23 protein-coding genes and 1 pseudogene are annotated in these 24,515 nt (G+C 37.0%); 9 read left to right on the top strand and 15 right to left on the bottom strand.

The genetic code is table 11. The annotated features are described in order from the left end of the window. Positions 1-97: 97 nt before the first annotated feature. The 3 genes and pseudogenes from R2J37_RS00600 to R2J37_RS00590 form a co-directional block, all read right to left on the bottom strand. Positions 98-628: pseudogene (locus R2J37_RS00600) on the bottom strand (DUF4446 family protein); the annotation flags it as partial. Positions 629-633: 5 nt separating this feature from the next. Next, entirely contained in the window at positions 634-1,548 is a 915-nt protein-coding gene (locus tag R2J37_RS00595) for a ParB/RepB/Spo0J family partition protein (protein ID WP_230107453.1), read from the bottom strand. Positions 1,549-1,561: 13 nt separating this feature from the next. Further along, positions 1,562-2,320 (bottom strand): ParA family protein, encoded by a 759-nt coding sequence (locus tag R2J37_RS00590; protein WP_256195496.1) that lies wholly within the window; start codon positions 2,318-2,320, stop codon positions 1,562-1,564. Positions 2,321-2,898: 578 nt separating this feature from the next. Between R2J37_RS00590 and R2J37_RS00585 the strand changes: the two genes are divergently transcribed. Beyond that, positions 2,899-3,864, top strand: coding sequence for an alpha/beta fold hydrolase (locus R2J37_RS00585; protein ID WP_316265977.1), 966 nt, complete (start codon positions 2,899-2,901; stop codon positions 3,862-3,864). Positions 3,865-3,903: 39 nt separating this feature from the next. On the opposite strand, the gene rsmG is transcribed toward R2J37_RS00585, so the two are convergent. From rsmG to rpmH, 8 genes are all read right to left on the bottom strand, one after another. Further along, positions 3,904-4,635: a 16S rRNA (guanine(527)-N(7))-methyltransferase RsmG gene (gene rsmG / locus R2J37_RS00580; RefSeq protein WP_230107456.1), complete on the bottom strand. Its 732-nt coding sequence runs from the start codon at positions 4,633-4,635 to the stop codon at positions 3,904-3,906. A gap of 3 nt (positions 4,636-4,638) precedes the next feature. Beyond that, on the bottom strand, positions 4,639-6,582 hold the full coding sequence (mnmG, locus tag R2J37_RS00575) for a tRNA uridine-5-carboxymethylaminomethyl(34) synthesis enzyme MnmG (RefSeq protein WP_316265976.1): 1,944 nt from the start codon (positions 6,580-6,582) through the stop codon (positions 4,639-4,641). After that, positions 6,548-7,942, bottom strand: coding sequence for a tRNA uridine-5-carboxymethylaminomethyl(34) synthesis GTPase MnmE (gene mnmE / locus R2J37_RS00570; RefSeq protein ID WP_230107458.1), 1,395 nt, complete (start codon positions 7,940-7,942; stop codon positions 6,548-6,550). Before mnmE ends, mnmG begins: the two co-directional genes overlap by 35 nt. A gap of 102 nt (positions 7,943-8,044) precedes the next feature. Beyond that, positions 8,045-8,857, bottom strand: a complete 813-nt coding sequence (gene jag / locus R2J37_RS00565) for an RNA-binding cell elongation regulator Jag/EloR (protein ID WP_316265975.1) — start codon at positions 8,855-8,857, stop codon at positions 8,045-8,047. A 59-nt stretch (positions 8,858-8,916) separates the two neighbouring features. Further along, positions 8,917-9,990 carry a YidC/Oxa1 family membrane protein insertase gene (locus tag R2J37_RS00560; protein ID WP_230107460.1) on the bottom strand — a complete coding sequence of 358 codons (1,074 nt, stop codon included), beginning with the start codon at positions 9,988-9,990 and terminating at the stop codon, positions 8,917-8,919. Between the two features lie 55 nt (positions 9,991-10,045). Then, positions 10,046-10,258, bottom strand: coding sequence for a membrane protein insertion efficiency factor YidD (gene yidD, locus R2J37_RS00555; protein WP_230107461.1), 213 nt, complete (start codon positions 10,256-10,258; stop codon positions 10,046-10,048). Positions 10,259-10,303: 45 nt separating this feature from the next. Next, positions 10,304-10,642: a ribonuclease P protein component gene (gene rnpA, locus R2J37_RS00550; RefSeq protein ID WP_230107462.1), complete on the bottom strand. Its 339-nt coding sequence runs from the start codon at positions 10,640-10,642 to the stop codon at positions 10,304-10,306. A gap of 84 nt (positions 10,643-10,726) precedes the next feature. Next, positions 10,727-10,861: a 50S ribosomal protein L34 gene (rpmH, locus tag R2J37_RS00545; protein ID WP_101695292.1), complete on the bottom strand. Its 135-nt coding sequence runs from the start codon at positions 10,859-10,861 to the stop codon at positions 10,727-10,729. Between the two features lie 363 nt (positions 10,862-11,224). Here rpmH and dnaA point away from each other — a divergent pair, with 363 nt between their 5' ends. From dnaA to gyrA, 6 genes are all read left to right on the top strand, one after another. Next, positions 11,225-12,601, top strand: coding sequence for a chromosomal replication initiator protein DnaA (gene dnaA / locus R2J37_RS00540; RefSeq protein ID WP_256195481.1), 1,377 nt, complete (start codon positions 11,225-11,227; stop codon positions 12,599-12,601). Positions 12,602-12,877: 276 nt separating this feature from the next. Beyond that, positions 12,878-13,984 (top strand): DNA polymerase III subunit beta, encoded by a 1,107-nt coding sequence (gene dnaN / locus R2J37_RS00535; protein ID WP_230107464.1) that lies wholly within the window; start codon positions 12,878-12,880, stop codon positions 13,982-13,984. 19 nt (positions 13,985-14,003) lie between these two features. Further along, positions 14,004-14,213, top strand: a complete 210-nt coding sequence (locus tag R2J37_RS00530) for an RNA-binding S4 domain-containing protein (RefSeq protein WP_230107465.1) — start codon at positions 14,004-14,006, stop codon at positions 14,211-14,213. Next, positions 14,203-15,300, top strand: a complete 1,098-nt coding sequence (gene recF / locus R2J37_RS00525; protein WP_316265972.1) for a DNA replication/repair protein RecF — start codon at positions 14,203-14,205, stop codon at positions 15,298-15,300. The genes R2J37_RS00530 and recF overlap by 11 nt, the downstream gene beginning before the upstream one ends. Before the next feature lie 9 nt (positions 15,301-15,309). Beyond that, on the top strand, positions 15,310-17,244 hold the full coding sequence (gene gyrB, locus R2J37_RS00520; protein ID WP_230107467.1) for a DNA topoisomerase (ATP-hydrolyzing) subunit B: 1,935 nt from the start codon (positions 15,310-15,312) through the stop codon (positions 17,242-17,244). A gap of 38 nt (positions 17,245-17,282) precedes the next feature. After that, positions 17,283-19,766, top strand: a complete 2,484-nt coding sequence (gene gyrA, locus R2J37_RS00515; RefSeq protein ID WP_316265970.1) for a DNA gyrase subunit A — start codon at positions 17,283-17,285, stop codon at positions 19,764-19,766. 102 nt (positions 19,767-19,868) lie between these two features. On the opposite strand, the gene R2J37_RS00510 is transcribed toward gyrA, so the two are convergent. After that, on the bottom strand, positions 19,869-20,333 hold the full coding sequence (locus R2J37_RS00510; RefSeq protein ID WP_316265968.1) for a C-GCAxxG-C-C family protein: 465 nt from the start codon (positions 20,331-20,333) through the stop codon (positions 19,869-19,871). A 360-nt stretch (positions 20,334-20,693) separates the two neighbouring features. On the opposite strand from R2J37_RS00510, the gene R2J37_RS00505 reads away from it, so the two are divergent. Both R2J37_RS00505 and lpdD read left to right on the top strand, forming a co-directional pair. Beyond that, entirely contained in the window at positions 20,694-22,073 is a 1,380-nt protein-coding gene (locus tag R2J37_RS00505) for a UbiD family decarboxylase (protein WP_465221519.1), read from the top strand. A gap of 10 nt (positions 22,074-22,083) precedes the next feature. Next, positions 22,084-22,452 carry a prenylated flavin chaperone LpdD gene (gene lpdD, locus R2J37_RS00500; protein ID WP_316265964.1) on the top strand — a complete coding sequence of 123 codons (369 nt, stop codon included), beginning with the start codon at positions 22,084-22,086 and terminating at the stop codon, positions 22,450-22,452. A 63-nt stretch (positions 22,453-22,515) separates the two neighbouring features. Here the strand turns inward: lpdD and R2J37_RS00495 are convergent, their stop codons facing one another. Genes R2J37_RS00495 through R2J37_RS00485 form a run of 3 tightly spaced genes read right to left on the bottom strand, consistent with a single transcriptional unit; the run spans position 22,516 to position 24,491 of the window. Further along, the gene (locus R2J37_RS00495) at positions 22,516-23,235 is read right to left on the bottom strand and encodes a hypothetical protein (protein WP_316265962.1); all 720 of its coding nucleotides are present in this window, start codon (positions 23,233-23,235) and stop codon (positions 22,516-22,518) included. A gap of 30 nt (positions 23,236-23,265) precedes the next feature. Then, positions 23,266-24,126: an ATP-binding cassette domain-containing protein gene (locus tag R2J37_RS00490; RefSeq protein WP_230107473.1), complete on the bottom strand. Its 861-nt coding sequence runs from the start codon at positions 24,124-24,126 to the stop codon at positions 23,266-23,268. Next, positions 24,123-24,491 carry a GntR family transcriptional regulator gene (locus R2J37_RS00485; RefSeq protein ID WP_230107474.1) on the bottom strand — a complete coding sequence of 123 codons (369 nt, stop codon included), beginning with the start codon at positions 24,489-24,491 and terminating at the stop codon, positions 24,123-24,125. The genes R2J37_RS00490 and R2J37_RS00485 overlap by 4 nt, the downstream gene beginning before the upstream one ends. Positions 24,492-24,515 lie beyond the last annotated feature (24 nt).

Raw genomic sequence — 24,515 nt, 5'->3', positions numbered from 1 at the left:
CACCAATTTTACCTGTTGTATTTATTTTTCCGGTTGCTCCGATTTTGCCTGTTGCATTCATCCTTCCGGTTGCGCTGCCTTTTCCGCCTGGCCGTTTCTTTGTTTCTTTTACATCCATGTTATATACTTCACTGAAAATTGCACGGTCCAAAGCTTCTGCTTCTTCTTCTGCAAGTTCTACATAACTTTCTCCCTTTACAATTTCCTTTATATAAGTATAACATCCTTCTCGGCTATGCATAGCATTAATTACCCATCCACTGTTATTTCCATCCAGCATTGCAAGTGCAAAACTTAATTTTCCGCCCATTTCATTGAAGGCGTCATATTTCACTATACCCAGCTTTTTAAAGTCTTTTTCCATCTTTCGGTATATATCTTTTACATCCTGTCTGTTCTGTTTTGTCAGTTTAGCAAGACCATCAATTTCCGAAAATTTTGAAAGGATACTTTCTTCTAAAGTTTTGCCATCTTTTCCTCTCATAAACGAGTTGTAGCTGTTTTTTAGTCTGTCATATTTCATACTTACATTTACATATAAAGCGAACAGAGCAATAATTAAAATGATCAGAAATAAAAATATAAATGCAGGATCTATTCCCAATCTTGATAATATTGTACTTTCCATTAAATCTATTCTTCCTTTCTTATGGACATAATCATATCGAACATACGTTCTAATTCATCATCCGAATAATATTCTATTTCTATTTTTCCCTTTCCCTTTCCTTTCACTGCAACATGTACTTTTGTACCGAACACTTCTTTCATTTTATCTTCTAAATCTGTATAAATAAAAGAATTTTCTACTTTTTTCTTCTCTTTTGCCTTTTTAGGATTTTTCAATTCCTTGATCAACTTTTCAGTCTCTCTTACACTCAGTTTTTCATCAAAGATTTTATTTGCGAGAATATACTGTTGTTCCAGATCATCAATAGCGAGAAGTGCTCTTGCATGTCCTGTACTGATCATATCATCAATAATCATCTGCTGAACTTTTTCATTAAGTTTCAGAAGTCTCATAGAATTGGTAACTGCTGTCCTGCTTTTTGAAACTCTTTCAGCTACCTCATCCTGTTTCAGGTGATATTCTTCCAGAAGCTTTTTAAAAGCCATTGCTTCTTCAATCGGATTTAAATTTTCTCTTTGAATATTTTCAATGAGAGCAATTTCTACGACTTCCTGTTCATTATAGTCCTTAATGATAACAGGAACTTCTTTAATCCCTGCTATTTTAGCAGCTCTCCATCTTCTCTCACCGGCAATAATTTCATAATAATCATTTCTTTTTCTCACAATAAGAGGCTGAAGAACCCCAAATTGTTTGATAGAATCAGCAAGTTCCAGAAGGGCATCCTCTTCAAAATTTCTTCGCGGCTGCTCTCTGTTTGGCTCTACCATATTTATTTTCATCATCTGTTCACCGGTTTTCATTTCTTCAACATGTGAAGGCTCCTTTTTTTCCGGTTTTTCTGATGCTTTTGATGACCTGTTATCTGGAATGAGACTGTCAAGTCCTTTTCCTAAACCTTTCTTTTTTACCGCCATATTTTTCCCTCCACTATTTATTGATCACTTCATCTGCCAATAATCTATAGCTTTCTGCTCCCGCTGATTTTGAATCATATTGATTGATAGGCATTCCGTAACTTGGAGCTTCTGCCAGACGTATATTTCTGGGAATAATGGTTTTGTAAATATTCTGATTCAGATTATCTTTGACATTTTCTACTACTTGCAGCGAAAGATTTGTTCTTGCATCATACATTGTAAAAACAACTCCTTCTATAGATAAAACTGGATTTAATCTTTCCTGAACCAGTTCAATGGTATGTATTAACTGGCTTAAACCTTCCAAAGCGTAATATTCACACTGAATTGGAACCAAAACAGAATCTGCCGTTGTCATAGCATTAATGGTCAGCATACTTAATGATGGAGGACAATCAATAATAATAAAATCATAATTATCTCTGATTTTTTCCACTTCTTTCTTTATAATATACTCTTTATCATCAATTCCTATTAATTCTATTTCCGCTGCAGACAGATCTATATTTGTTGGAAGAATATCCAGATTTTCAGATACTTCCCGGCAGATAATATCTTCTATTTCTGCTTCGCCAATAATCAGATCATAAACTGTCTTTTCAACTTCATCTTTACTGACTCCTAATCCACTCGTCATGTTTCCCTGTGGATCCATATCAATGGAAAGTACTTTTTTTCCTTTTTCCGCCAGACATGCCGAAAGATTAATTGCCGTAGTCGTTTTTCCAACTCCACCTTTTTGGTTAGCAATCGCTATAATTCTTCCCATTTTTTATACTCACCTTTCTCATGATAGTTATTAGTATAACATCTTTTTTTGCTATTATCTACATTATGTTTCACGTGAAACATATTTTTTCTGTTTTTCATAAATGTTTCACGTGAAACATTTACTTTTTTGTATACGTTCGTACTTTCTTTTTCACTTCTACAATATTATCTTAATTTTCTCCCTCTATAAAAAATATATATTAATCTTTGCTATTCTGTACTTTACATTATTATCTTTATTTAAGGTATAGCTGGTACTTTTTAATTATCCGCCTTAAAAAGTTTAAATCTCTCCACTATTAAAATACAAATATGAAAAGAGAAAAATTTATTTTTTATCGACAGCGTCGGTGTACAAGGGGACAATACGCTCTATATTTTTGTAGAAACAAATCAAATATTTTTAAGACATATTTTCTATTAAAAAATAAAACCATTCCTTTAAGATGTTTCACGTGAAACATTTTTCAAAAACTCTTTAGTTATACTCCTATTTATGATAAAATATTTATAACTCATTCAGTATATATAAACATATAGGCGGATGATAATTATAAAAAAGAAGGGAGAATAAATATGAGCTGGAAAAAGAATCTTACAATCACAACTATTCTTGCCGGAACAACTGCAATTGGTATACATCTGATAAATAAAGCAATTTACGTTTCTGCCACCCTGGACAATCTGTTAAGTCATACACCCGAAAACTACTACGAATGGAAATTCGGTAAGATTTTTTATCGAAAAGCCGGAAATGGAAAACCTATTTTACTAATACATGATCTCTCCTCATACAGTTCTTCTTATGAATGGAGCTATATGATAGATGAATTATCAAAAACCAGAACTGTATATGCTTTGGATCTGCTTGGATGTGGAAGATCAGATAAGCCTGCTCTTACCTATACAAATTTTCTCTATGTACAAATGATCACTGATTTTATTAAAAATGTTATAAAAAGTAAAACAGATGTTATTGTTACAGGAGAATCTTCTTCTTTTATTTTAGGATCTTGTCAGAATGACCATGATATTATAGATCGGATTATTATGATAAATCCATCTGATATACAGACATCTGCGCATATACCTAATAGCAAAACTAAAATTTTGACCAAATTAATTCAGCTTCCTCTTATCGGAACACTTTTATATAACATCCTTACTCAAAGAAAAACCATAGAAAATCTGTTTTGTACCGAATATTTCTATGATAAAAACAACATATCTGAAAGAGATACTAAGGTTTATTACGAAGCTGCTCATATCGGAAATGCTGAATCCAAAAATCTGTTTGCAAGTATTTCCGGAAGATATCTGACTTCCAATATTAAATTATATCTTGAAAATTTGAACAACAGCATATTTATCATTACCGGAAGTAAGGAAAAGTATCTTGAAACTGCTTCAAAATATAAAGATATACTTCCTTCCATTGAAATCACTTCTATAGATAAGACATCATATCTTCCGCAGCTTGAAGATCCTTCAGGTATTTTGGAACAAATCAATATTTATCTTGATGATCCGACAGAAGAGTAAACATGAAATATCTCTGATCTGAAATAAAAGAACCGCTGCTTAATGCAGCGGTTCTTTTGACGGAAGACCTGCTTTTCTGGGATATTTTCCCGGCGTACTTTTTATCTTATTTATTATAACAAAAGATCGTCCAATATCTGTTTCCGGAATCTTAAATTTCACTACTTTTTCTGCTTTTCCACCAAGAAGCGACAGTGCTTTTTCTGCATCCTTTAATTCTTCATCTACTTCTCCTGATTTATAGGATATAAAATATCCTCCCCTTTTTAAGAATGGGACACAGTATTCTGATAAAGTGGATAGATTGGCAACAGCTCTGGAGACGCATAGATCATATTTCTCTCTGTGTTGTTGATTTTTCGCATAATCCTCTGCTCTCCCGTGAATAGTATCGATTCCGGAAAGACCAAGCTCTTCAATTACTGCATTTAAGAAATTAATTCTCTTATTCAGGGAATCCAGAAGTGTAATATCCATATCAGGAAAAACAATCTTTAAAGGAATCCCCGGAAACCCTGCTCCTGTTCCGATATCAATTACCTTTTTTGTTGTATCAGACAAGAAGATATTCTTTTCTGAAAATGCCTTTACAATACAAATACTGTCAAGAAAATGCTTTTCATAAACTTCTTCGTATTCTGTAATTCCCGTAAGGTTCATCACCTTATTCCACTCAACAAGCATTTCATAATATTTTGAAAATTGTCTCTTCATTTCATCAGAAAGTATAATGCCAAGATCAGCTGCTCTCTTTTCAAATATTTTACTCATAATTTACTCCCGGTTTCTGTATTGTTCCATATATACAAGAAGAACTGAAATATCTGCCGGCGAAACACCTGATATTCTGGAGGCCTGCCCGATTGATACCGGACGGTACTCCTTTAATTTCTGCAGAGCTTCTATTCTTAAACTCTTTATACTATCATAATCAATATTTGCCGGTATTTTTTTATTTTCAAGTTTTTTAAATTGCTCTACCTGCTTCTTTTGCCTGGATATATAACCTTCATATTTAATATTTATGTTAACTTGTTCCCACACTTCTTCTTTCAGGTCATTCGGAAATTCCGGACGATCTTTATCAATCTCTTCAAGACATTCATAGGAAAGTTCCGGACGCCTGACTAATTCTGCAAGAGAAATGCCGGAATTAAGAGGAGTGCTATTATATTTTTGCAAGATTTCCTGCACTTTCTTTTCAGTACCGACATGTACTTTTTTTAATCTCTCAATCTCTTCTTCGATCAGCTTTTCCTTATAGAGAAGTCTTTGATATCTTTCTTCTGTGATAAGACCTACTTCATATCCCTTTTCAGTCAGCCTTTGATCCGCATTATCCTGTCTTAACAAAAGCCTGTATTCTGCTCTTGAAGTCATCATCCTGTAAGGTTCGTGACTTTCTTTTGTCACCAGATCATCAATTAAAACTCCTATATAAGCTTCTGAACGGTCAAGAACCAGAGGTTCTTTCTCTTGAAGTTTTCTTGCTGCATTAATTCCTGCTATCAGTCCCTGTGCCGCCGCCTCTTCATATCCGGAACTTCCATTAAACTGTCCTCCGCTGAAAAGTCCGTCAATTTTCTTAAATTCCAGTGTAGGCCACAGTTGTCTTGCATCAATGCAGTCATACTCAATTGCATATGCATTTCTTACAATTCTTACATTTTCAAGTCCGGGAACTGTACGGTACATGGCATACTGCACATCTTCCGGAAGAGAACTGGACATTCCTCCAATATACATTTCATTTGTTTCCAGTCCTTCCGGCTCAATAAATACCTGGTGCCGGTTCTTATCTGCAAATTTTACAACTTTATCTTCAATAGAAGGACAGTACCTTGGCCCTGTTCCCTCTATCATACCTGAAAACAGCGGAGAACGATCCAGATTCTGCCGGATAATTTCATGCGTCTTTTCATTGGTATAAGTCAGCCAGCAGGAAACCTGTTCCTTTTGTATACTTTCCGGATCTGTAGTAAAAGAAAAAGGAACGATTCTTTCATCACCTGTCTGTTCTTCCATTTTACTGAAATCTACTGTATTCTTGTCTATTCTGGCAGGTGTTCCTGTCTTAAACCTATACATCTTGATTCCAAGCTCTTTTAAGCAGTCTGTAAGATAATTGGCAGCCTGAAGTCCGTTTGGCCCGGTATTCATACTTACATCTCCATAAATACATCTTGACTTCAGATAAGTTCCTGTACATAGAATAACTGCCTGACAGCGGTAAATTCCTCCTGAATAAATCTGCACACCAATAACTTTTTTCTTTTTTTCAGCGCCTGGTGTCTCTATATCTTCTGTGAGAATATTTACAACTTCTGTCTGTTTTATTTCCAGATTTTCCTGATTTTCCAAAACCTGACGCATTGTCCTGCTGTAACATGCTTTATCTGCCTGTGCTCTCAAGGAATGTACTGCCGGTCCTTTTGATCTGTTCAGCATTTTTGACTGGATAAATGTCCTGTCTATTACTTTTCCCATTTCTCCTCCAAGAGCATCCACTTCTCTTACAAGATGTCCTTTGGAAGTTCCTCCTATATTTGGATTACAGGGCATCAGTGCAATACTGTCTACACTTACGGTAAAAACAAGAGTTTTAAATCCCAGTCTCGCACATGCCAAAGCTGCCTCACATCCTGCATGACCTGCCCCTATGACAGCTACATCATATTTATCTTTACTTTCCCATACAGAATTTGCTGAAAATTTCATTTACCAAATCCTCTCCTACCATCTCTCCTGTAATACTGCCCAGAGTTTCATAAGCATCCATAAGATCAATTGAATAAAAGTCTTCCGGCATATCATTCTCTATACTTTCTATCACTTTCATCAAACTGTCTTTTGCACGTTCCAAAGCTGTTTTATGACGGATATTTGTAATATAGATTTCATTATTAAATGAAATTTCACCATGATAAAACATCTCTTTCACGATTTCTTCCAGCCGATCTATCCCTTTTTCTTCTTTTGCTGAAATTTCAATTACAGGAATATTTTCAATGTTATACTCCTTACATATTTTTTTGATTTCTTCTTTTGTTACTTTTCTTTCCAGATCTGACTTATTTAAAAGAAGGATTGATTTTTTCCCCTGAATAAATTTCATGATCTCATAATCATTTTCATCTAAATCATTGGAAGAGTCAACTACATAAATAATAAGATCCGCCTCTTTTGCATAATCTTTTGCCTTGTCCACTCCTATTTTTTCTACTTTATCGTCTGTATTCCTGATTCCGGCAGTATCAATAATATTCAGGGAAATTCCCTGGAGATTAATCGTTTCCTGAAGAATATCTCTTGTTGTTCCGGCAATTTCGGTTACAATTGCCCTTTCTTCTCCAAGCAGTACATTTAACAGAGAAGATTTTCCTGCATTCGGTTTACCAAGAATAACTGTATTGATCCCTTCCCGGATAATCCTTCCATCGTCTGCAGTTTTTAAAAGAGTTTCTATTTCTTCAATAATTTCTTTTGTTTCCTTTTTTAAAACATTTCCATATCCATCAATACTGATATGTTCAGGATCATCTAAAGCAGACTCTATAAATGCAGTGTGGTAAATAATTTTATTTCTTAAGTCACTTATCTTTTCTTTTACGCTTCCCCGAAGCTGCTTAAGTGAACTTTTTAATGCATAATCATTTTGTGACTGTATGACATCAATGACTGCCTCTGCCTGTGACAAGTCCATCTTTCCATTTAAAAATGCTCTCTTTGTAAATTCTCCTGGCTGTGCCGGTCTGGCTCCATTTCTTATACAGGCTTCCAGAATCTTTTTTACAACATAAACGCCGCCGTGACAATCTATCTCTACTGTATCTTCTCCGGTAAAAGTATGGGGACCTCTCATCAGCATAACGAGAACTTCATCTATTACTTTTCCCTCTTCTTCAATAAACCCGTAATGAATCGTATGAGTTTTCTGATCAGACAGCCTTTTTCCTTTTTTATTTTTATATATTTTATCGGCAATCGCAAAAGCCTCTTCTCCGCTCATTCTTACGATCCCGATTCCAGACTCTGCCATAGCCGTAGATATCGCTGCAATCGTATGATTATTTTCCATACTCAATCTTCTCCTATATTATTGAAACAAATAAATCTTCCTATTTGAAGAACGAAGTTTCCTATTGAATAAAAAAGCAGGGGTTTTACAACCCCTGCCCCTTTACTTTCTCACTGGTGTTACAACTACGCGGCGATACGGCTCTTCTCCTTCACTGTGTGTTGTTACATGCTTATCCGCCTGCAAAGCAGAGTGGATGATCCTTCTTTCATATGGATTCATCGGTTCAAGTGAAACTGCTTTTCTTGTTCGTTTTACTTTGTGTGCAATATTTCTTGCAAGATTTTCAAGAGTTTCTTTTCTTCTTCTTCTGTAATCTTCTGTATCAAGCTTTACTCTCACATATCCTGCCTGCATCTTATTTGCTACTCTGTTTGTCAAATATTGGAGGGCATCCAGAGTCTGTCCTCTTTTTCCAATGAGGATTCCCATATTATCGCCCTTCATATCAATATTAAGGGCTCCTTCTTCATCAATGGATGATTGAATCTCTACTTCCATGCCCATTGAATTAAGTACATTCTGAAGAAATTTCTCACATTCTTTGATCGTACCTTCTTCTACCTTGGCAAGTTCAGTTTCTGCTTTCTTAGTATCTTTTTTTATTTCTTTCTTTGTTTCCTTTTTGATTGTTTTTACAGGTTCTTTCTCTTCTTCTACTTCGAGATCAATATTGGACGGAACAGCTTCTTTTACCAGTTCTTCCATGCTTTCTTCCAACAATTCTTCTTCTTTTTCTTTCTCAGGTTTTCTTCTGGCTTTGATTACAGCCTGCTTCATTCCAATCCCTAAAAATCCTGCACTGCCTTTTTCGATAATATCGTACTCTAACTGATCACTTGTTACTCCAAGCTGGATCAAGGCTTCCGTAATTGCATCATCAAGTGTTTTTGCAGATACTGTGATTTCATCCATAGTATGTCCCTCCCTACATTTTCTCAAAAATAACCTGTAAAAGATCATTTCTGAATTTCTTATTTATTTTCGTTATAATTCTTTACAAGATTTGCTTTGGAAGCAAGACTTCCTGCCTTTGCGTTTTTCTTGTTTTCTTCCGCTTTTTTCAGTTTTTCTTCTTTTTCTTTATCACTGATAACTGAAGTCTTTGCTTTTGTCTGGATGCTTCTTGCATTTGTCTGAGCCATGGCATTTATTTTTTCTGCCTTTTCTCCACGTTTTTCACGTTTCTTTTCAGCTTTTTCTTTATTTTTTTCAATCAGTTCTTCCACTGACATTTTCTTCAGATGACTGTTAATGATCACCTGCTGGATACAACGTACTACTGCACTGATGATCCAGTAAATACCAAGACCTGCCGGCAGGGATATAACAAAGAACAATGACATAAGCGGCATCGTGATATTCATTGTTTTCATTGTTCCTGCCATTGGATTATCTTTATCCATTGCCTGTCCTGAAATAGCCTGTGAAAGTCTCATACTTAAATACTGTGTCAGAACAGAAAGGGCAGGAAGTGCAATTGCCGTTACAATGAGAATTACTGATGAAACTCCAAACTGACTGCTTATTTCTGCTCTTTCAGAAAACATCTGCATCGGTGAAAGAGACAGATCCGGAATAGTAAGGAATTTCTGCACATCACCAGCTGCATTTTTGATTGCCGGAACATAACTTTCCATATCATAAACAACAGGATACAATGCAAACAGAAGAACCATCTGGATCGCCATAGTCAGACATCCGCCTGTCATGGATGTTCCATATTTATCATACACCTGCTGCATTTCTTCATTCATTTTCAGCTGTGACGCCTGATCTCTTTTATTCTGATATTTCTTTCTTATTGCTGTCAGCTCAGGATTCATAACGCTTGTCATTTTTGACGTTCTCTGCTGTTTGATCGTGAGCGGCATCATGATCATATAAACAATAATAGTATATAAAATAATTGATAATCCCACCAGACCTACATCTGAAGGAAGAATATTATCTAAGACCGTATAGATAACATTCATGACCTTTCCCAAAAGCCATGCAATCTGTCCGACAATAGGCCAATTTGCTGCTGTCAACACAACACCTTCCATATTTACTTATCCTCCGTTTATGGTCATTCGTTTTACAACCTCTCTTTCCATCATTCTATGGAACCGGGTCGTATCCTCCTTTTGCAAATGGATTACAGCGAAGGATCCTCCATACTGCCAGAAGACCTCCTTTGAGGGCTCCGTATTTTTCCAAAGCTTCTATTGCATACTGCGAACAGGTGGGAAAATAAATACAGGTAGAATATCCTTTCATTCCTGAAAGATATTTTTGATAAAATCTCACAAGACCTATCAAAAACTTTTTCATGTCTTTCACTCCATTTACTGAATCTATATTACCCTCTCTTATTTTCTAGGAGGGTACCATTTTATGAAGACGGGAAAGATGCAGGAGAGCACTCTCGATTTCCTTAAAGCTTTTCCCTTTCGATCCTGCTCTTGCTATAACTACAATGTCCTTTCCTCTTAGAAACATATCTTCATTCAAACGGTAACTTTCACGTATCAATCTTGTTAAACGATGTCTTACTATACTGTTGCCAACTTTCTTACTCACTGAAATTCCAATTCTGTTTTTTTCCGTACAATTATCAATAACATACATAACCAGATATCTGTTGGCATTTGATCTTCCATTTTTATAAACGTACTGAAAATCTTTATTCTTCTTTAATGATTCGGAAAAATTCATATTATGATCCCTTTTTTTAGCTGGGAAGTTCAAAAACTTTCCTTATAAAATTAAGAAGAGAAGAAAAGGCCACAAATATGCGGCCTACGCTGATAATCTCTTTCTTCCTTTTGCTCTTCTTGCAGCAAGAACTTTTCTTCCGCCTGCTGTGCTCATTCTTGATCTAAAACCATGAACCTTAGCTCTTTGTCTCTTTTTTGGCTGGAATGTCATTTTCATTGATATCCACCTCCCTTATATTTTACACAGGAATACTCCCGCTTATTTCTAAAAGACATCGTTTTGATTATATGCAAAAAAGCCCCGCAAGTCAAGCAAAACCGACGATTTTGAAAAATTTGTATATATAAATAGGAAGTAAAGTTATCAACAGTTTGTGGATATCTTTTAATTTTTTTGTGGATAATATGTTAATTTTGATTTTTTTTATCTTCCAAATCCTTTATTTTACACAGATTTGATTTTCAAAAAGTTATCCACAAGCTTTTTTCATTGCTTAAATATCCGTTTTGATGTAGAATATAAGGGAGTGGTTTTTGTTATAAAATGCCTGAAATGCAGATAGATTAGGAGTTAATTGTAATGAACATCGTAGAAGAAAAATGGCAGGAAATCATTGAACATTTAAGGATTGAACATGAATTATCCAATGTTTCCTTTAATACCTGGATAAAACCTCTGAGGGTTTATAAAGTAGTAGACAACACGGTATTTATTCTTGTCAATATGAATGCCAGCGTCGAATATATTGATAAAAAGTACAGACTTCCTCTTACCGTTTCTATTGCAGAAATTACGGAAAAAGAATACGAGGTGGTATTCATTTCTGAGGACGATGAACAATTAGAGGAAATTATGGAGATGGCCTCCAAAACTTCTGAAAAAAAGAAAACAAAATCAGCTGCACAAAAGGCAGGTCTGAATCCGAAATATACTTTTGATACTTTCGTTGTAGGTGGAAACAACAGCTTTGCACATGCTGCTTCTCTTGCGGTAGCGGAATCTCCCGGTGAAGTTTACAATCCCCTTTTCCTTTACGGAGGTGTAGGACTTGGGAAGACTCATCTGATGCATTCCGTTGCTCATTTTATTTTGGAAAAAAATCCAAAGAAAAAAGTTCTGTATGTGACGAGCGAAACTTTCACCAATGAACTGATCCACGCACTGAAAAATCCAAAGGAAACTTCTATGGCGGATTTTCGTGATAAGTATAGAAATAATGACGTTCTGCTTATTGATGATATTCAGTTTATTATTGGAAAAGAAAGTACCCAGGAAGAATTTTTCCACACTTTCAACCATTTACATACAGCCGGGAAACAGATCATTATTTCCAGTGACCGTCCTCCCAAGGATATTGAAACGCTGGAGGCAAGACTTCGTACCCGGTTTGAATGGGGGCTGATTGCCGATATATCTACTCCTGATTATGAGACAAGAATGGCAATCCTTCAGAAAAAGATTGAAATGGATTCCTTACAGAAGTATAACATTCCGGCCGATGTTCTGGAGTATATTGCATCAAATGTAAAAACAAATATACGTGAACTGGAAGGATCTCTTAATAAACTGATTGCGCTTTACAAACTGGAAAATAATCAGCGGGAAATTGATATCACTCTTGCAGCAGAAGCTCTCAAGGATATCATTTCTTCCAAAAATCAGCGGGAAGTAACGCCGGAACTTATTCTTGATACCGTATCTGAACATTTCGGCATATCAATAGATGATTTAAAAAGCAATAAAAGAAATGCTGAAATTGCTGTTCCAAGGCAGATTTTCATGTATCTTTGCAGAAGCATGACAGATACATCATTGAAAGTTATCGGTATTATTCTTGGAGGAAAAGATCATTCCACCATCAATCATGGCGTAAATAAAATAAAATCTGAAATAGAAGAAAATGAAACACTTAACAATACAATAGATATCATTAAAAAGAAGATCAATCCTTTATAAAGGCTTGGAATCTTTCGTGGAAAGCTTGTTTATAACTATGTGGACAAGCTGGGGATTAACATTTTGATTTCTTTTTTGTCTGTAACATGAACAGAGTTTTCCAAATCAGTTCCACATGGAAATAAAATGGTTTCCACATACTTTTTAAAGTGACAAATCCCTGAATACAAAGCCTTAGAGGGGTTTTCCACCTTATCAAAAGCCCTACTAAGAATAAGACGAAATTATAATATATATTTTTATTTACTTCGCGTGTGAAAGGAGTTATACACAGCTATGAAAATCATATGCAATAAATCAAATCTCGTAAAAGGAGTCAGTATTGTATCTAAAGCAGTTCCTTCTAAAACAACAATGCCTATTCTGGAATGTATCCTTATCGATGCCACTATGGATATCATAAGACTTACAGCCAACGATATGGAACTTGGTATTCAGACAGAGATAGAAGGAGAAATTATAGAACATGGCATGATTGCCATTGATGCAAAAATCTTTTCAGAGATTGTAAGAAAGCTTCCTGATAATGAAATTGTGATTGAGACAGATAACAATCTTCAGATGACAATTACCTGTGAGAAAGCTAAATTTGATATTTCCGGTAAATCAGGAGATGACTTTTCTTATCTTCCTATTATCGAAAAAAATGAGACTGTTACAATTTCACAGTTTACATTAAAAGAAGTGATCAGACAGACCATTTTTTCTATTGCTGATAATGAAAGCAATAAACTGATGACAGGAGAATTGTTTGAAATACAGAATGGAATTTTAAGAGTGGTATCTTTGGACGGCCATCGTATTTCTATTCGTAAAATTGAATTAAAAGAGCCTTGCGAAGACAGAAAGATTGTTGTTCCCGGAAAAACATTAATCGAGATCAGTAAGATTCTTTCCGGTGAAGCTGAAAGTGAAGTATGTATGTACTTTACAAATAATCATATTGTATTTGAGTTTGATAATACTATTGTTGTTTCCAGACTGATCGAAGGAGAATACTTCAAGATCGATCAGATGCTTTCCAGTGATTATGAAACAAAGGTAAGGATCAATAAAAGAGAGCTTTTGAATTGTATTGACAGAGCTACTCTTCTTGTAAAAGAAGGGGATAAAAAACCAATTATTATTAATATTGGTGACGAAGTTATGGAACTTCGGATCAAATCACAGCTGGGCTCTATGAATGAAGATATTATGATCCATAAAGAAGGAAAGGATCTTATGATCGGATTTAATCCTAAATTTTTGATCGATGCTTTAAGAGTAATCGATGATGAGGAAGTGGATCTTTATCTTATGAATGCAAAGGCGCCATGTTTTATTAAGGATGAAGCAGAAAATTATATTTATCTGATTCTTCCTGTAAATTTTAATGCGATTTAAGGGAAGAGGAGAATAAAAAATGCAGTCTGTACATTTAAGGGATGAATTTATCAAGCTGGGACAGGCGCTTAAGGCGGCCGGGCTTGTAGAATCCGGTGTAGAAGCAAAAGAAGTGATCCAGGACGGCCTTGTTAAGGTAAATGGTGAAACCGATACAAGACGGGGCAGAAAGCTGTATGCCGGAGATATTGTTACTTATAACGGGGAAGAGATAAAAATTGAAGATTAAATCTTTGAAACTCAAGAATTTCAGAAATTATGATATTCTGAATCTGGATTTTGATGATTCTACTAATATTTTTTATGGAAATAATGCCCAGGGAAAAACAAATATACTGGAATCTGTCTACCTGTGCGGGACAACAAAGTCCCACAGAGGTACAAAAGACAGAGACATGATTCTTTTCGGACAGGATGAAGCGCATATTGAAGCATTTATCGAAAAAAGAGGAATTATTTATCAAATTGATATTCATCTGAAAAAGAACAGTCCCAAGGGAATTGCCATAAATAAAATGCCTATCAAAAAAGCCAGCGAATTGTTTGGTATTGTAAATATTGTTTTTTTCTCACCGGAAGATTTAAATATTATAAAAAACGGTCCTTCAGAGAGAAGAAGATTTATCGATCTGGAGCTTTCACAGCTTGACAAAGTATATCTTAGTAATTTATCTAATTATAACCGTATTATAAACCAGAGAAATCACTTGCTGAAAGATATAGTAAGACAGGAACATACAGAAAAAGGACTTCTGGATACATTGGATATATGGGATATCCAGCTTGCAGAATATGGCGAAAAATTAATAGAAACAAGAAATAAATTTATTAACCAGGTTAATGAAATTATTTCAGATATTCACTGTAGATTAACCGGAAATACAGAAAAAATAGAGGTTTCATATGAGCCTGATACAGGAGAAATGTCTCTTTTGGATTCGTTGAAAAAATACAGGGAAAGAGATATGCGTATGAAAAGTACCACATGCGGTCCCCACAGAGATGATATATGTTTTGTAACAAACGGAATAGATATACGTAAGTTTGGATCGCAGGGACAGCAAAGGACGGCAGCTCTTTCTTTGAAGCTTTCAGAGATTGAACTGGTAAAAATGTCTGTAAAGGATACCCCTGTACTCCTTCTTGATGATGTTTTGTCTGAACTGGATAAATACAGGCAAAACTATTTATTAGAAAGTATAAATGATATTCAGACTTTGATTACATGTACAGGAGTAGATGAATTTGTAAATAAGCGTTTTTCTGTTAATAAAGTATTTCATGTCCATCAGGGGCATGTGACAATGGAGAACTAGGAGGATATTATGAGTACAGAAAAGGTACAGCATGAGTATGGTGCAGATGAAATTCAGATATTGGAAGGACTTGAGGCTGTAAGAAAAAGGCCCGGTATGTATATCGGAAGCACATCTGCAAGAGGATTGCATCATCTTGTCTATGAGATTGTTGATAATTCCGTAGATGAAGCATTGGCAGGATTCTGTGACAGTATTTATGTGGAAATCAATAAAGATAATTCCATTACAGTAACTGACAATGGGCGGGGGATTCCGGTTGGAATTAATCATAAGGCAGGCATTCCGGCTGTAGAAGTTGTCTTTACTGTACTTCATGCCGGCGGAAAATTCGGAGGCGGAGGATATAAAGTATCCGGAGGACTTCACGGAGTAGGGGCTTCTGTTGTAAATGCTCTTTCCAATTGGCTGGAAGTGGAAATCTGTAATGAAGGAAAAATTTATAAACAGCGTTATGAAAGAGGAAAAGTTATCAATAAACTGGAAGTGATCGGGGAATGCGATCCCGATAAGACAGGAACAAAGGTAACTTTTATGCCGGATGATACTATATTTGAGGAAACCGTTTTTGAATATGATGTGCTTAAAAGAAGGCTTCGGGAAATGGCGTTTCTTACCAGAGGCCTGAAAATTGTGTTGACAGATCACAGACCAGAGGACGGGGATGTGGAAAAGTCCTTTCATTATGAGGGGGGAATCAAAGAATTTGTAACGTATTTGAACAGAAGCAGCACTCCGCTTTATGAGGATGTTATTTACTGTGAAGGAATGGTAAATAACGTGCAGGTGGAAGTTGCAATGCAGCATAACGATTCCTACACAGATAATACGTATGGATTTGTTAATAACATTACAACTCCTGAAGGCGGAACACATATTGTAGGTTTTAGAAATGCGCTTACAAAGACCTTTAATGATTATGCAAGAAAAAATAAACTTTTAAAAGACAGCGAGCCAAACCTTTCAGGAGAAGATATAAGAGAAGGCCTGACAGCTATTGTTAGTGTAAAAATTGAAGAGCCTCAGTTTGAAGGACAGACAAAACAAAAGCTTGGAAACAGCGAGGCAAGAGGAGCTGTGGATAATGTAGTGAGCAGGCAGCTGGAAATCTATCTGGAACAGAATCCATCGATTGCCAAGACCACTATAGAAAAATCGGTTCTTGCCCAAAGAGCAAGAGAAGCAGCAAGAAAGGCAAGAGATCTGACAAGAAGAAAATCTGCTCTGGATGGAATGTCCCTTCCGGGAAAACTGGCAGATTGTTCAGATAAGGATCCTGCAAACTGCGAAATTTATATTGTAGAGGGAGATTCCGCGGGAGGATCTGCCAAAACGGCAAGAGACAGGGCAACACAGGCTATCCTTCCCCTTCGAGGAAAGATATTGAATGTGGAAAAAGCCCGTCTGGATAAGATTTATGCCAATGCGGAGATAAAAGCAATGATCACTGCATTCGGAACAGGTATCCACGATGATTTTGATATATCAAAACTTCGTTATCATAAGATCATTATTATGACAGATGCCGATGTGGACGGAGCACATATCAGTACGCTGCTTTTGACATTTATGTACAGATTTATGCCTGAGCTTATAAAGCAGGGATATGTATATCTTGCAAAACCGCCTCTCTTTAAGCTGGAAAAAAATAAAAAGATCTGGTATGCCTACGATGAAAAAGAATTAGACAAGATTCTGCAGGAAGTAGGAAGAGATTCAAATAATAAGATTCAGCGCTACAAAGGACTTGGAGAAATGGATGCTGAGCAGCTATGGGAGACAACCATGGATCCGGAACACCGCATTTTGGAAAAAGTGGTGATGGATGATGAGACAACATCAGAGCTGGATCTGACCTTTACAACCCTGATGGGGGATAAGGTAGAACCAAGACGTGAATTTATTGAGGAAAACGCAAAATATGTTCAGAATCTGGATATATAATTTGAATGCCTGATAAGCAGACAGAAAGGTAGAAAAGAATGGAAGATAACATTTTTGATAAAGTCCAGGAAGTAGACCTGAAAAAAACAATGGAGAAATCCTATATTGATTACGCCATGAGCGTTATTGCTTCCAGAGCGCTTCCGGATGTAAGAGACGGATTAAAGCCGGTGCAAAGAAGAATCCTTTATTCTATGATCGAGCTGAACAACGGGCCGGATAAACCACACAGAAAATGTGCCCGTATCGTCGGTGATACCATGGGTAAGTATCATCCTCACGGAGACAGTTCTATCTATGGAGCCCTTGTCAATATGGCGCAGGAGTGGTCAACCAGATATCCTCTTGTTGACGGTCACGGAAATTTCGGAAGCGTGGACGGAGACGGCGCGGCTGCCATGCGTTATACAGAGGCAAGGTTAAGTAAAATATCAATGGAGCTGACTGCAGATATCAATAAAGATACCGTTGATTTTGCACCAAACTTTGATGAAACGGAAAAGGAACCTGTTGTACTTCCGTCAAGATTTCCAAATCTCTTAGTAAATGGTACTTCCGGTATTGCAGTCGGAATGGCAACAAATATTCCGCCTCACAATTTAAGAGAAGTTATTGACGCTGTTGTGAAGATCATAGATGATCAGATTGAAGACAAGGGCGTTACTACAATGGAAGATATACTGAATATCATAAAAGGTCCTGATTTTCCGACAGGAGCCACTATTCTCGGAACAAAGGGAATTGAGGAGGCGTACCGTACAGGGCGCGGCAAGATCAGGGTTCGTGCAGTGACAGATATAGAGACTCTTCCAAATGGAAAAAGCCGGATTATTGTTACGGAACTTCCTTACATGGTAAATAAGGCAAGACTGATTGAGAAGATTGCCGAACTTGTCAGAGATAAAAAGATTGACGGGATCACAGAATTAAGTGATCAGTCCAGCAGGGAAGGGATGAGGGTATGTATTGAACTAAGAAGAGATGCCAATGCAAATGTCATTCTGAACCAGCTTTACAAACATACACAGCTTCAGGATACTTTCGGAGTCATTATGCTTGCTCTGGTAAATAATGAGCCGAAAGTAATGAATCTTCTTGATATGCTGAATCATTATCTGGCTCACCAGGAAGAGGTTGTAACAAGAAGAACAAAATATGAGCTGAATAAGGCAGAAGAAAGAGCTCATATTTTAAAAGGTCTGCTTATTGCTCTGGATCATATTGATGAAGTGATCAGTATCATCCGTGGTTCTGAGACTGTGCAGATTGCTAAGGCAGAACTTATTAAACGGTTTGATCTTTCAGACGCGCAGGCACAGGCAATTGTAGATATGCGTCTTCGTGCTCTGACAGGTCTGGAAAGAGAAAAACTGGAAAAAGAATATAATGAGCTGATGGAGCAGATCAAGGAATTAAAAGCTATTTTAGCAGACCGGAAAATTCTTCTTGGAGTGATCCGTAAAGAAATTCTTGTGATTCGCGATAAATACGGCGATGACAGAAAAACAAAGATCGGTTTTGATGTATATGATATTTCTATGGAAGATCTGATTCCAAAAGAAAATGTGGTTATCACAATGACAAAACTTGGCTATATCAAGAGAATGTCAGAAGATACCTTTAAAGCTCAAAACAGGGGCGGAAAAGGAATCAAAGGAATGCAGACAATTGATGCGGATTATGTAGAAGAATTGTTCATGACAAATACACATCACTACATTATGTTCTTTACAAATGCAGGACGTGTATACCGACTGAAAGGATATGAGATTCCGGAAGCCGGAAGGACAGCCAGAGGAACAGCGATCATCAATCTTCTTCAGATTATGCCGGAGGAAAAAATTACAGCAGTTATTCCGATTGATGAATACCGGGATGGAGAATATCTGTTTATGGCAACCAGAAAAGGACTTGTAAAGAAAACGCCTCTGAAAGAATATGCCAATGTAAGAAAGACAGGGCTTGCAGCCATTACACTTCGGGAAGATGATGAACTGATAGAAGTAAAATATACGGATAATGACAGGGATGTTCTTCTTGCTACAAAATATGGACAGTGTATTCGTTTCAGCGAGAAGGATGTAAGACCTACCGGACGTACTTCTATGGGTGTCAGAGGAATGAATCTGACAGATCATGATGAAATTATCGGAATGCAGCTTGATTCCCAGGGAACACACCTTCTGATCGTATCAGAAAGAGGAATGGGAAAACGTACTTCTATGGATGAATTTACTACCCAGAACAGAGGCGGAAAAGGTGTGAAATGCTACAAGATCACCGAGAAGACAGGAAATGTTGTGGGCATCAAGGCAGTAAATGAAGAAAATGAGATCATGATCATCAATACAGAAGGAATTGTGATCCGGATGGAATGTGCAAGTATATCTATACTTGGAAGGATTACTTCTGGAGTGAAACTTATTAATTTACAAGAAAATGATAAAGTTGCAAGTATCGCGAAAGTAAGAAAAGGCGATGAAGATGATAATGACTCGGAAGAGGATACAAAAGAGCAGTAAAATATTGATGTAATCAATAAAAAGAAATAAAAGCACCCTGCAATTGATACGCTATTTAATGGCTGTTCACTTGCAGGGTGCTTTTTCTTTTACTTATCTTTTTTACTTATTGTAAAATCTGCTGTGTTCAAATTCCCGGATAATGATCTGGGCAGTTTTTTCAACAGCGGCAATTACAAATTTAGTACATTGAGCTTTTCTCTCCGGAGAATCTTTTTCCATACCTCTTGTCAGAACACGGCAGCAGGTTCCGCCGCATATTTCCTTGAAAAAGTCATGCATTTCATTGCACAGCTGGAAGCAGAAACCATTGCTGGGATCACCGGGCTTAGTCCGTCCGAAAAAGTAGCCAATGCACATAGTTGAACCTGCAAGAGCGCCGCAGATACAGCCTCCTCCGCCAAGTCCCCATGGAAATCCGGTGCTCATGGCAAGAGCGTCATCAGGCATATCCAATTCAAAATTTTTTTTAATCGCATAAATTACAGATTCTGAACAGGTGAAACCAGAATGGAAAATATCTACAGCATCCTGTTTCAGGTGTTCCATGTCAATAGATGTAGTCATAGAAAAAACCTCCTTTTGTAGATAAGATAATTATAAAATGACCCGGGGTATAATGCAATTGGGGACGTAACATTTTTTAAGTTTACTACGTGTCAGATTGCATTATACCCCGGGTATTTTTGTAATTTTATATAATAACATGTCATTCATTCGATTATGGAATGAATCTGCACAGAAAAGGAATTGCTTCAAAAAGGAAAATTAAATAAAATAGAAAAAGAAAATAGTAATGAAAATAAGGAGGGAACAAGAGTGGAACATAGAGAGAATGATTATAAAGTAAATGATTTAAGAAGTGCTCTTGATTTATTAAGAAGCCTGCCGGGACAGCTGATAGAAACAGATACGGAAGTGGAGCCGATGGCGGAATTGTCCGGCGTATATAGACATGTAGGAGCAGGAGGAACGGTGATGCGCCCTACAAAAGAAGGACCTGCCATGATTTTTAATCATGTAAAAGGACATCCCGGGGCAAGAGTTGCAATTGGGCTTCTGGCAAGCAGAAAGAGGGTGGCAGCTCTTCTTGGCGGAAAACCTGAAGATCTGGGAAAAATGCTTTATCGTAGTGTGGATCATCCGATTCCGCCTGTTGTTACAAAGGAACCGGCTCCATGCCAGCAGGTCGTACACCGTGCGGATGAAGAGGATTTTGATCTCTATAAGCTTGTTCCGGCGCCTACCAATACGCCGGATGATGCAGGTCCCTATATTACAATGGGAATGTGCTATGCCACACATCCGGATACAGGACTAAGTGATGTGACGATCCACAGGCTCTGCATCCAGGGAAAAGATGAGCTTTCTATTTTCTTTACGCCGGGAGCAAGACATATCGGAGCTATGGCAGAAAGAGCAGAACAGCTGGGACAGAAACTGCCGATTTCCATCAGTATTGGTGTAGATCCGGCAATAGAGATCGGTTCCTGCTTTGAGCCGCCTACTACTCCTCTTGGTTATGACGAACTTGCAGTTGCAGGTGCTCTCCGCGAAAAACCGGTAGAGCTGTGCAAATGTCTTACAGTTAATGAGCGGGCTATTGCAAATGCAGAATATGTAATAGAAGGAGAAGTGATTCCGGGCGTAAGGGTGCAGGAAGATCAAAACAGCCATACCGGATATGCAATGCCTGAATTTCCAGGATATACAGGACCTGCAAGTTCCAATTGCTGGCTGATTAAAGTAAAAGCTGTGACTCATAGAGAAAATCCTATCATGCAGACTTGCATCGGACCAAGTGAAGAACACGTATCTATGGCAGGAATCCCTACAGAAGCCAGTATTTATGGAATGGTGGAAAAAGCAATGCCGGGAAGGCTGAAAAATGTATACTGTGCTTCCGCAGGAGGCGGAAAATATATGGCGGTTCTTCAGTTTCAGAAGAAGGAAGCAAGTGACGAAGGGCGGCAGAGACAGGCAGCGCTTCTGGCATTTTCTGCTTTCAGTGAACTGAAGCATGTGTTCCTTGTGGATGATGATGTGGACTGCTTTGATATGAACGATGTATTGTGGGCAATGAATACACGGTTCCAGGGAGATGCAGATATTATCACAATTCCAGGCGTCCGCTGTCATCCGCTGGATCCATCCAATGATCCGTCTTGTTCCGTAAGTATCAGGGATCATGGGATTGCGTGCAAGACTATTTTCGACTGTACTGTTCCATTTGACCAGAAAGACAGATTTAAAAGAGCAAGGTTTATGGATGTAGATCCTGAAAAATGGACAAAAAACACAAAATAAGAGGAAGAAAATGAAGGAAAAAAGAATCGAAAAAGAACTTTCTTTTTCAAAATTAATAATAAAGTTTACAAAGATAGGAAATGATTATCATATTATTCTCGAGGGAGGAAACAGACCTCACATAGGATGTACTGTTTTGGCAATTCCCCGTCCTTCTTTGAAGGAGGATGGAAGCATAAGCAGTACAGCTTCTGTTATTAATGTAACCGGTCATAAGGATGAATTTCTCTGCAGATATCTTGCAGAAAATTTTGCTGCCAGGGAAAATGCAGTAACAGTATGCACAGGCGGATTCCACACGGATCATATTACGGAAGAGCAGATTGAAGAGGTAAAAAAAGCAGTTTTTACAGTTTGCGAAGAATGGAAGGAAGAATAAAAAAAAGCAGGCGGCCTGGCCGCCTGTTTTGCATTTAGAGGATGGTTTACTTTATTAAGAGAATCAGATTTCTGCCCGCCGCATTACCAGATAGCTGAAAGTATTGATAACAAAAATGCAAATAGCTAATGTCAGCATTCCAATAAACGGATTGCCGCTGGAAATACCTAAAGCCATAAGGCAGAAGGAGAAAAGCGCCGCAAAAATATCGGGAAAGCATACCGTAATAACGGGGATTCCGCCAACAACAAGCAGAGGCAGACCTACAGCGATCAATACTTTTCCAGGCTTGGCAGATCGGTAAAATAAAATGGCGATCAAATATCCAGCGGAGAAGAATATAAGCATGATAAGAAAGGTAATAATAAGATCCACGAAAGTTTTTATTATCGGATTTGCTTCATACATAAAATTAAAATACAAACTGGAAGAAAGAGTTATATAACGTACATTATTTACCGAAATAATATCTATGATATATAGAAACAAAGTATCCATAATGGACATGATCAGGCTAAGGATAGAAATAGTAAGTAATCCTCCCAGGAAAATCTTTTTTCTTGATACTCCGTTTTGCATGAACAGACAAAAATATTCACGGAACAGACAAAGACCTACAATGAGACAGAAAAACTCTGAGGAAAAGCCAATTCCACCTGTATTTTTGTCTCCGGCAATGTTCATTCCCACAACAGCGATAGCGAGAATAAGAGCAATTACGATATAGTAAATAATTAATGCTTTGGAAAGATCAAGGCATTGATATTTTAAAATTTTTTTCATATAAAAACACTCCTTTCGATAACAGCCAATTTATATACTTGTAAGATGGATAAAGAGTTTCTGCAGATCCATAGGAGACTTTTCCAGTCCTTCAGGAAGGTGCTTATCAGACTTTCCAAGGATATATGCCGATTTCAGACCGCCAATGACATCTGCTCCCAGAACCTCTGTATATTTAGGAAGAGAAGATAAATAACTATCTACTTGTGAAATAGTTCCAGAGACAGTGTAACTGTTGGCTAAAAGGTTATCGCGGGATTCGTTTTTAAGAATTTCTCCTTTTTTTATAATAATTACTTCTTCTATGACATTTGCTACTTCTTCAATAAGATGAGTAGAAATTACTGCTGTAAATGGCTCTTCACTATATTTTTCAATCAAAATTTTATAAAATAAATCCCTATGGTATGCATCCAGCCCGAGAACAGGTTCATCAAAGAAAACATAAGGAACATTTACGGATAAAGCCAGAATATTTCTAAAAATAGATTGATATCCTGTAGATAGGCTTTTTATTTTCTTCTTTATATTTAATTCAAACATTTCAGAAAGTTTCAAAGCATATGCTTCATCAAAAGAAGGATAAAAATCTTTTGATATTTTGAAGGCGTCTTTTACTTTCATACTTTCAGGATACAGATTTTTCTCATTGATCAGAAAAATTTTTCTTAAGGCGTCATCGTTTTCAACAGATGGGACACCATCCACAGTTACATACCCTTCATCGGGATATTTGCGGTTACTGATAATATTAAGAAGCGTAGATTTTCCGGCTCCGTTGCGACCAAGAAGGCCGTATATTTTACCCTCCTCAAATGTGAGATTTATCTGGTGCAAAGCCCTGGTATCCTTAAAAGATCTGGATATATTCTTTACCTCGATTCCTTTCATTGTGAAAATCCCCTTTCAATCATTGCAATAATATCGTCACTGGTAATTCCCAGCCTTTTGGCTTCTTCGATCAGGCTGCTGATATAATTTGTATAAAACTGATCTTGTCTTTTTTGTCTTAGCTTCTGAACGGCACCATCGGAAACAAACATTCCAACACCCCTTTTCTTAAAAATAATATTTTCATCTACAAGAAGATTAATTCCCTTTAAAGCTGTGGCAGGATTAATTTTATAATTTACTGAAAATTCCGTAATAGATGGAATCTGGCTCCCCTCTGGAAAAGCCCCGGTCAGGATACCATCTTCGATCCCTTCGGCAATTTGCAAAAAAATAGGTTTTTCCTGGTCAAGATTAAATTTCATTCCATAGTTTCCTCCTTTCCCAAA

Origin of the sequence: Claveliimonas bilis, assembly GCF_030296775.1 — a bacterium.
Classification (GTDB): Bacteria; Bacillota; Clostridia; order Lachnospirales; family Lachnospiraceae; genus Claveliimonas; species Claveliimonas bilis.
Note: the sequence above shows the minus strand (reverse complement) of the source record. Positions and strands in the feature narration are given on the sequence as shown.

Excerpts from the sequence above, each read along its gene's own strand:
- R2J37_RS00595 (WP_230107453.1), bottom strand. The coding sequence starts at position 1,548 with ATGGCGGTAAAAAAGAAAGGTTTAGGAAAAGGACTTGACAGTCTCATT.
- R2J37_RS00590 (WP_256195496.1), bottom strand. The coding sequence starts at position 2,320 with ATGGGAAGAATTATAGCGATTGCTAACCAAAAAGGTGGAGTTGGAAAA.
- R2J37_RS00585 (WP_316265977.1), top strand. The coding sequence starts at position 2,899 with ATGAGCTGGAAAAAGAATCTTACAATCACAACTATTCTTGCCGGAACA.
- rsmG (WP_230107456.1), bottom strand. The coding sequence starts at position 4,635 with ATGAGTAAAATATTTGAAAAGAGAGCAGCTGATCTTGGCATTATACTT.
- mnmG (WP_316265976.1), bottom strand. The coding sequence starts at position 6,582 with ATGAAATTTTCAGCAAATTCTGTATGGGAAAGTAAAGATAAATATGAT.
- mnmE (WP_230107458.1), bottom strand. The coding sequence starts at position 7,942 with ATGGAAAATAATCATACGATTGCAGCGATATCTACGGCTATGGCAGAG.
- jag (WP_316265975.1), bottom strand. The coding sequence starts at position 8,857 with ATGGATGAAATCACAGTATCTGCAAAAACACTTGATGATGCAATTACG.
- R2J37_RS00560 (WP_230107460.1), bottom strand. The coding sequence starts at position 9,990 with ATGGAAGGTGTTGTGTTGACAGCAGCAAATTGGCCTATTGTCGGACAG.
- yidD (WP_230107461.1), bottom strand. The coding sequence starts at position 10,258 with ATGAAAAAGTTTTTGATAGGTCTTGTGAGATTTTATCAAAAATATCTT.
- rnpA (WP_230107462.1), bottom strand. The coding sequence starts at position 10,642 with ATGAATTTTTCCGAATCATTAAAGAAGAATAAAGATTTTCAGTACGTT.
- rpmH (WP_101695292.1), bottom strand. The coding sequence starts at position 10,861 with ATGAAAATGACATTCCAGCCAAAAAAGAGACAAAGAGCTAAGGTTCAT.
- dnaA (WP_256195481.1), top strand. The coding sequence starts at position 11,225 with ATGAACATCGTAGAAGAAAAATGGCAGGAAATCATTGAACATTTAAGG.
- dnaN (WP_230107464.1), top strand. The coding sequence starts at position 12,878 with ATGAAAATCATATGCAATAAATCAAATCTCGTAAAAGGAGTCAGTATT.
- R2J37_RS00530 (WP_230107465.1), top strand. The coding sequence starts at position 14,004 with ATGCAGTCTGTACATTTAAGGGATGAATTTATCAAGCTGGGACAGGCG.
- gyrB (WP_230107467.1), top strand. The coding sequence starts at position 15,310 with ATGAGTACAGAAAAGGTACAGCATGAGTATGGTGCAGATGAAATTCAG.
- gyrA (WP_316265970.1), top strand. The coding sequence starts at position 17,283 with ATGGAAGATAACATTTTTGATAAAGTCCAGGAAGTAGACCTGAAAAAA.
- R2J37_RS00510 (WP_316265968.1), bottom strand. The coding sequence starts at position 20,333 with ATGACTACATCTATTGACATGGAACACCTGAAACAGGATGCTGTAGAT.
- R2J37_RS00505 (WP_465221519.1), top strand. The coding sequence starts at position 20,694 with ATGGCGGAATTGTCCGGCGTATATAGACATGTAGGAGCAGGAGGAACG.
- lpdD (WP_316265964.1), top strand. The coding sequence starts at position 22,084 with ATGAAGGAAAAAAGAATCGAAAAAGAACTTTCTTTTTCAAAATTAATA.
- R2J37_RS00495 (WP_316265962.1), bottom strand. The coding sequence starts at position 23,235 with ATGAAAAAAATTTTAAAATATCAATGCCTTGATCTTTCCAAAGCATTA.
- R2J37_RS00490 (WP_230107473.1), bottom strand. The coding sequence starts at position 24,126 with ATGAAAGGAATCGAGGTAAAGAATATATCCAGATCTTTTAAGGATACC.
- R2J37_RS00485 (WP_230107474.1), bottom strand. The coding sequence starts at position 24,491 with ATGAAATTTAATCTTGACCAGGAAAAACCTATTTTTTTGCAAATTGCC.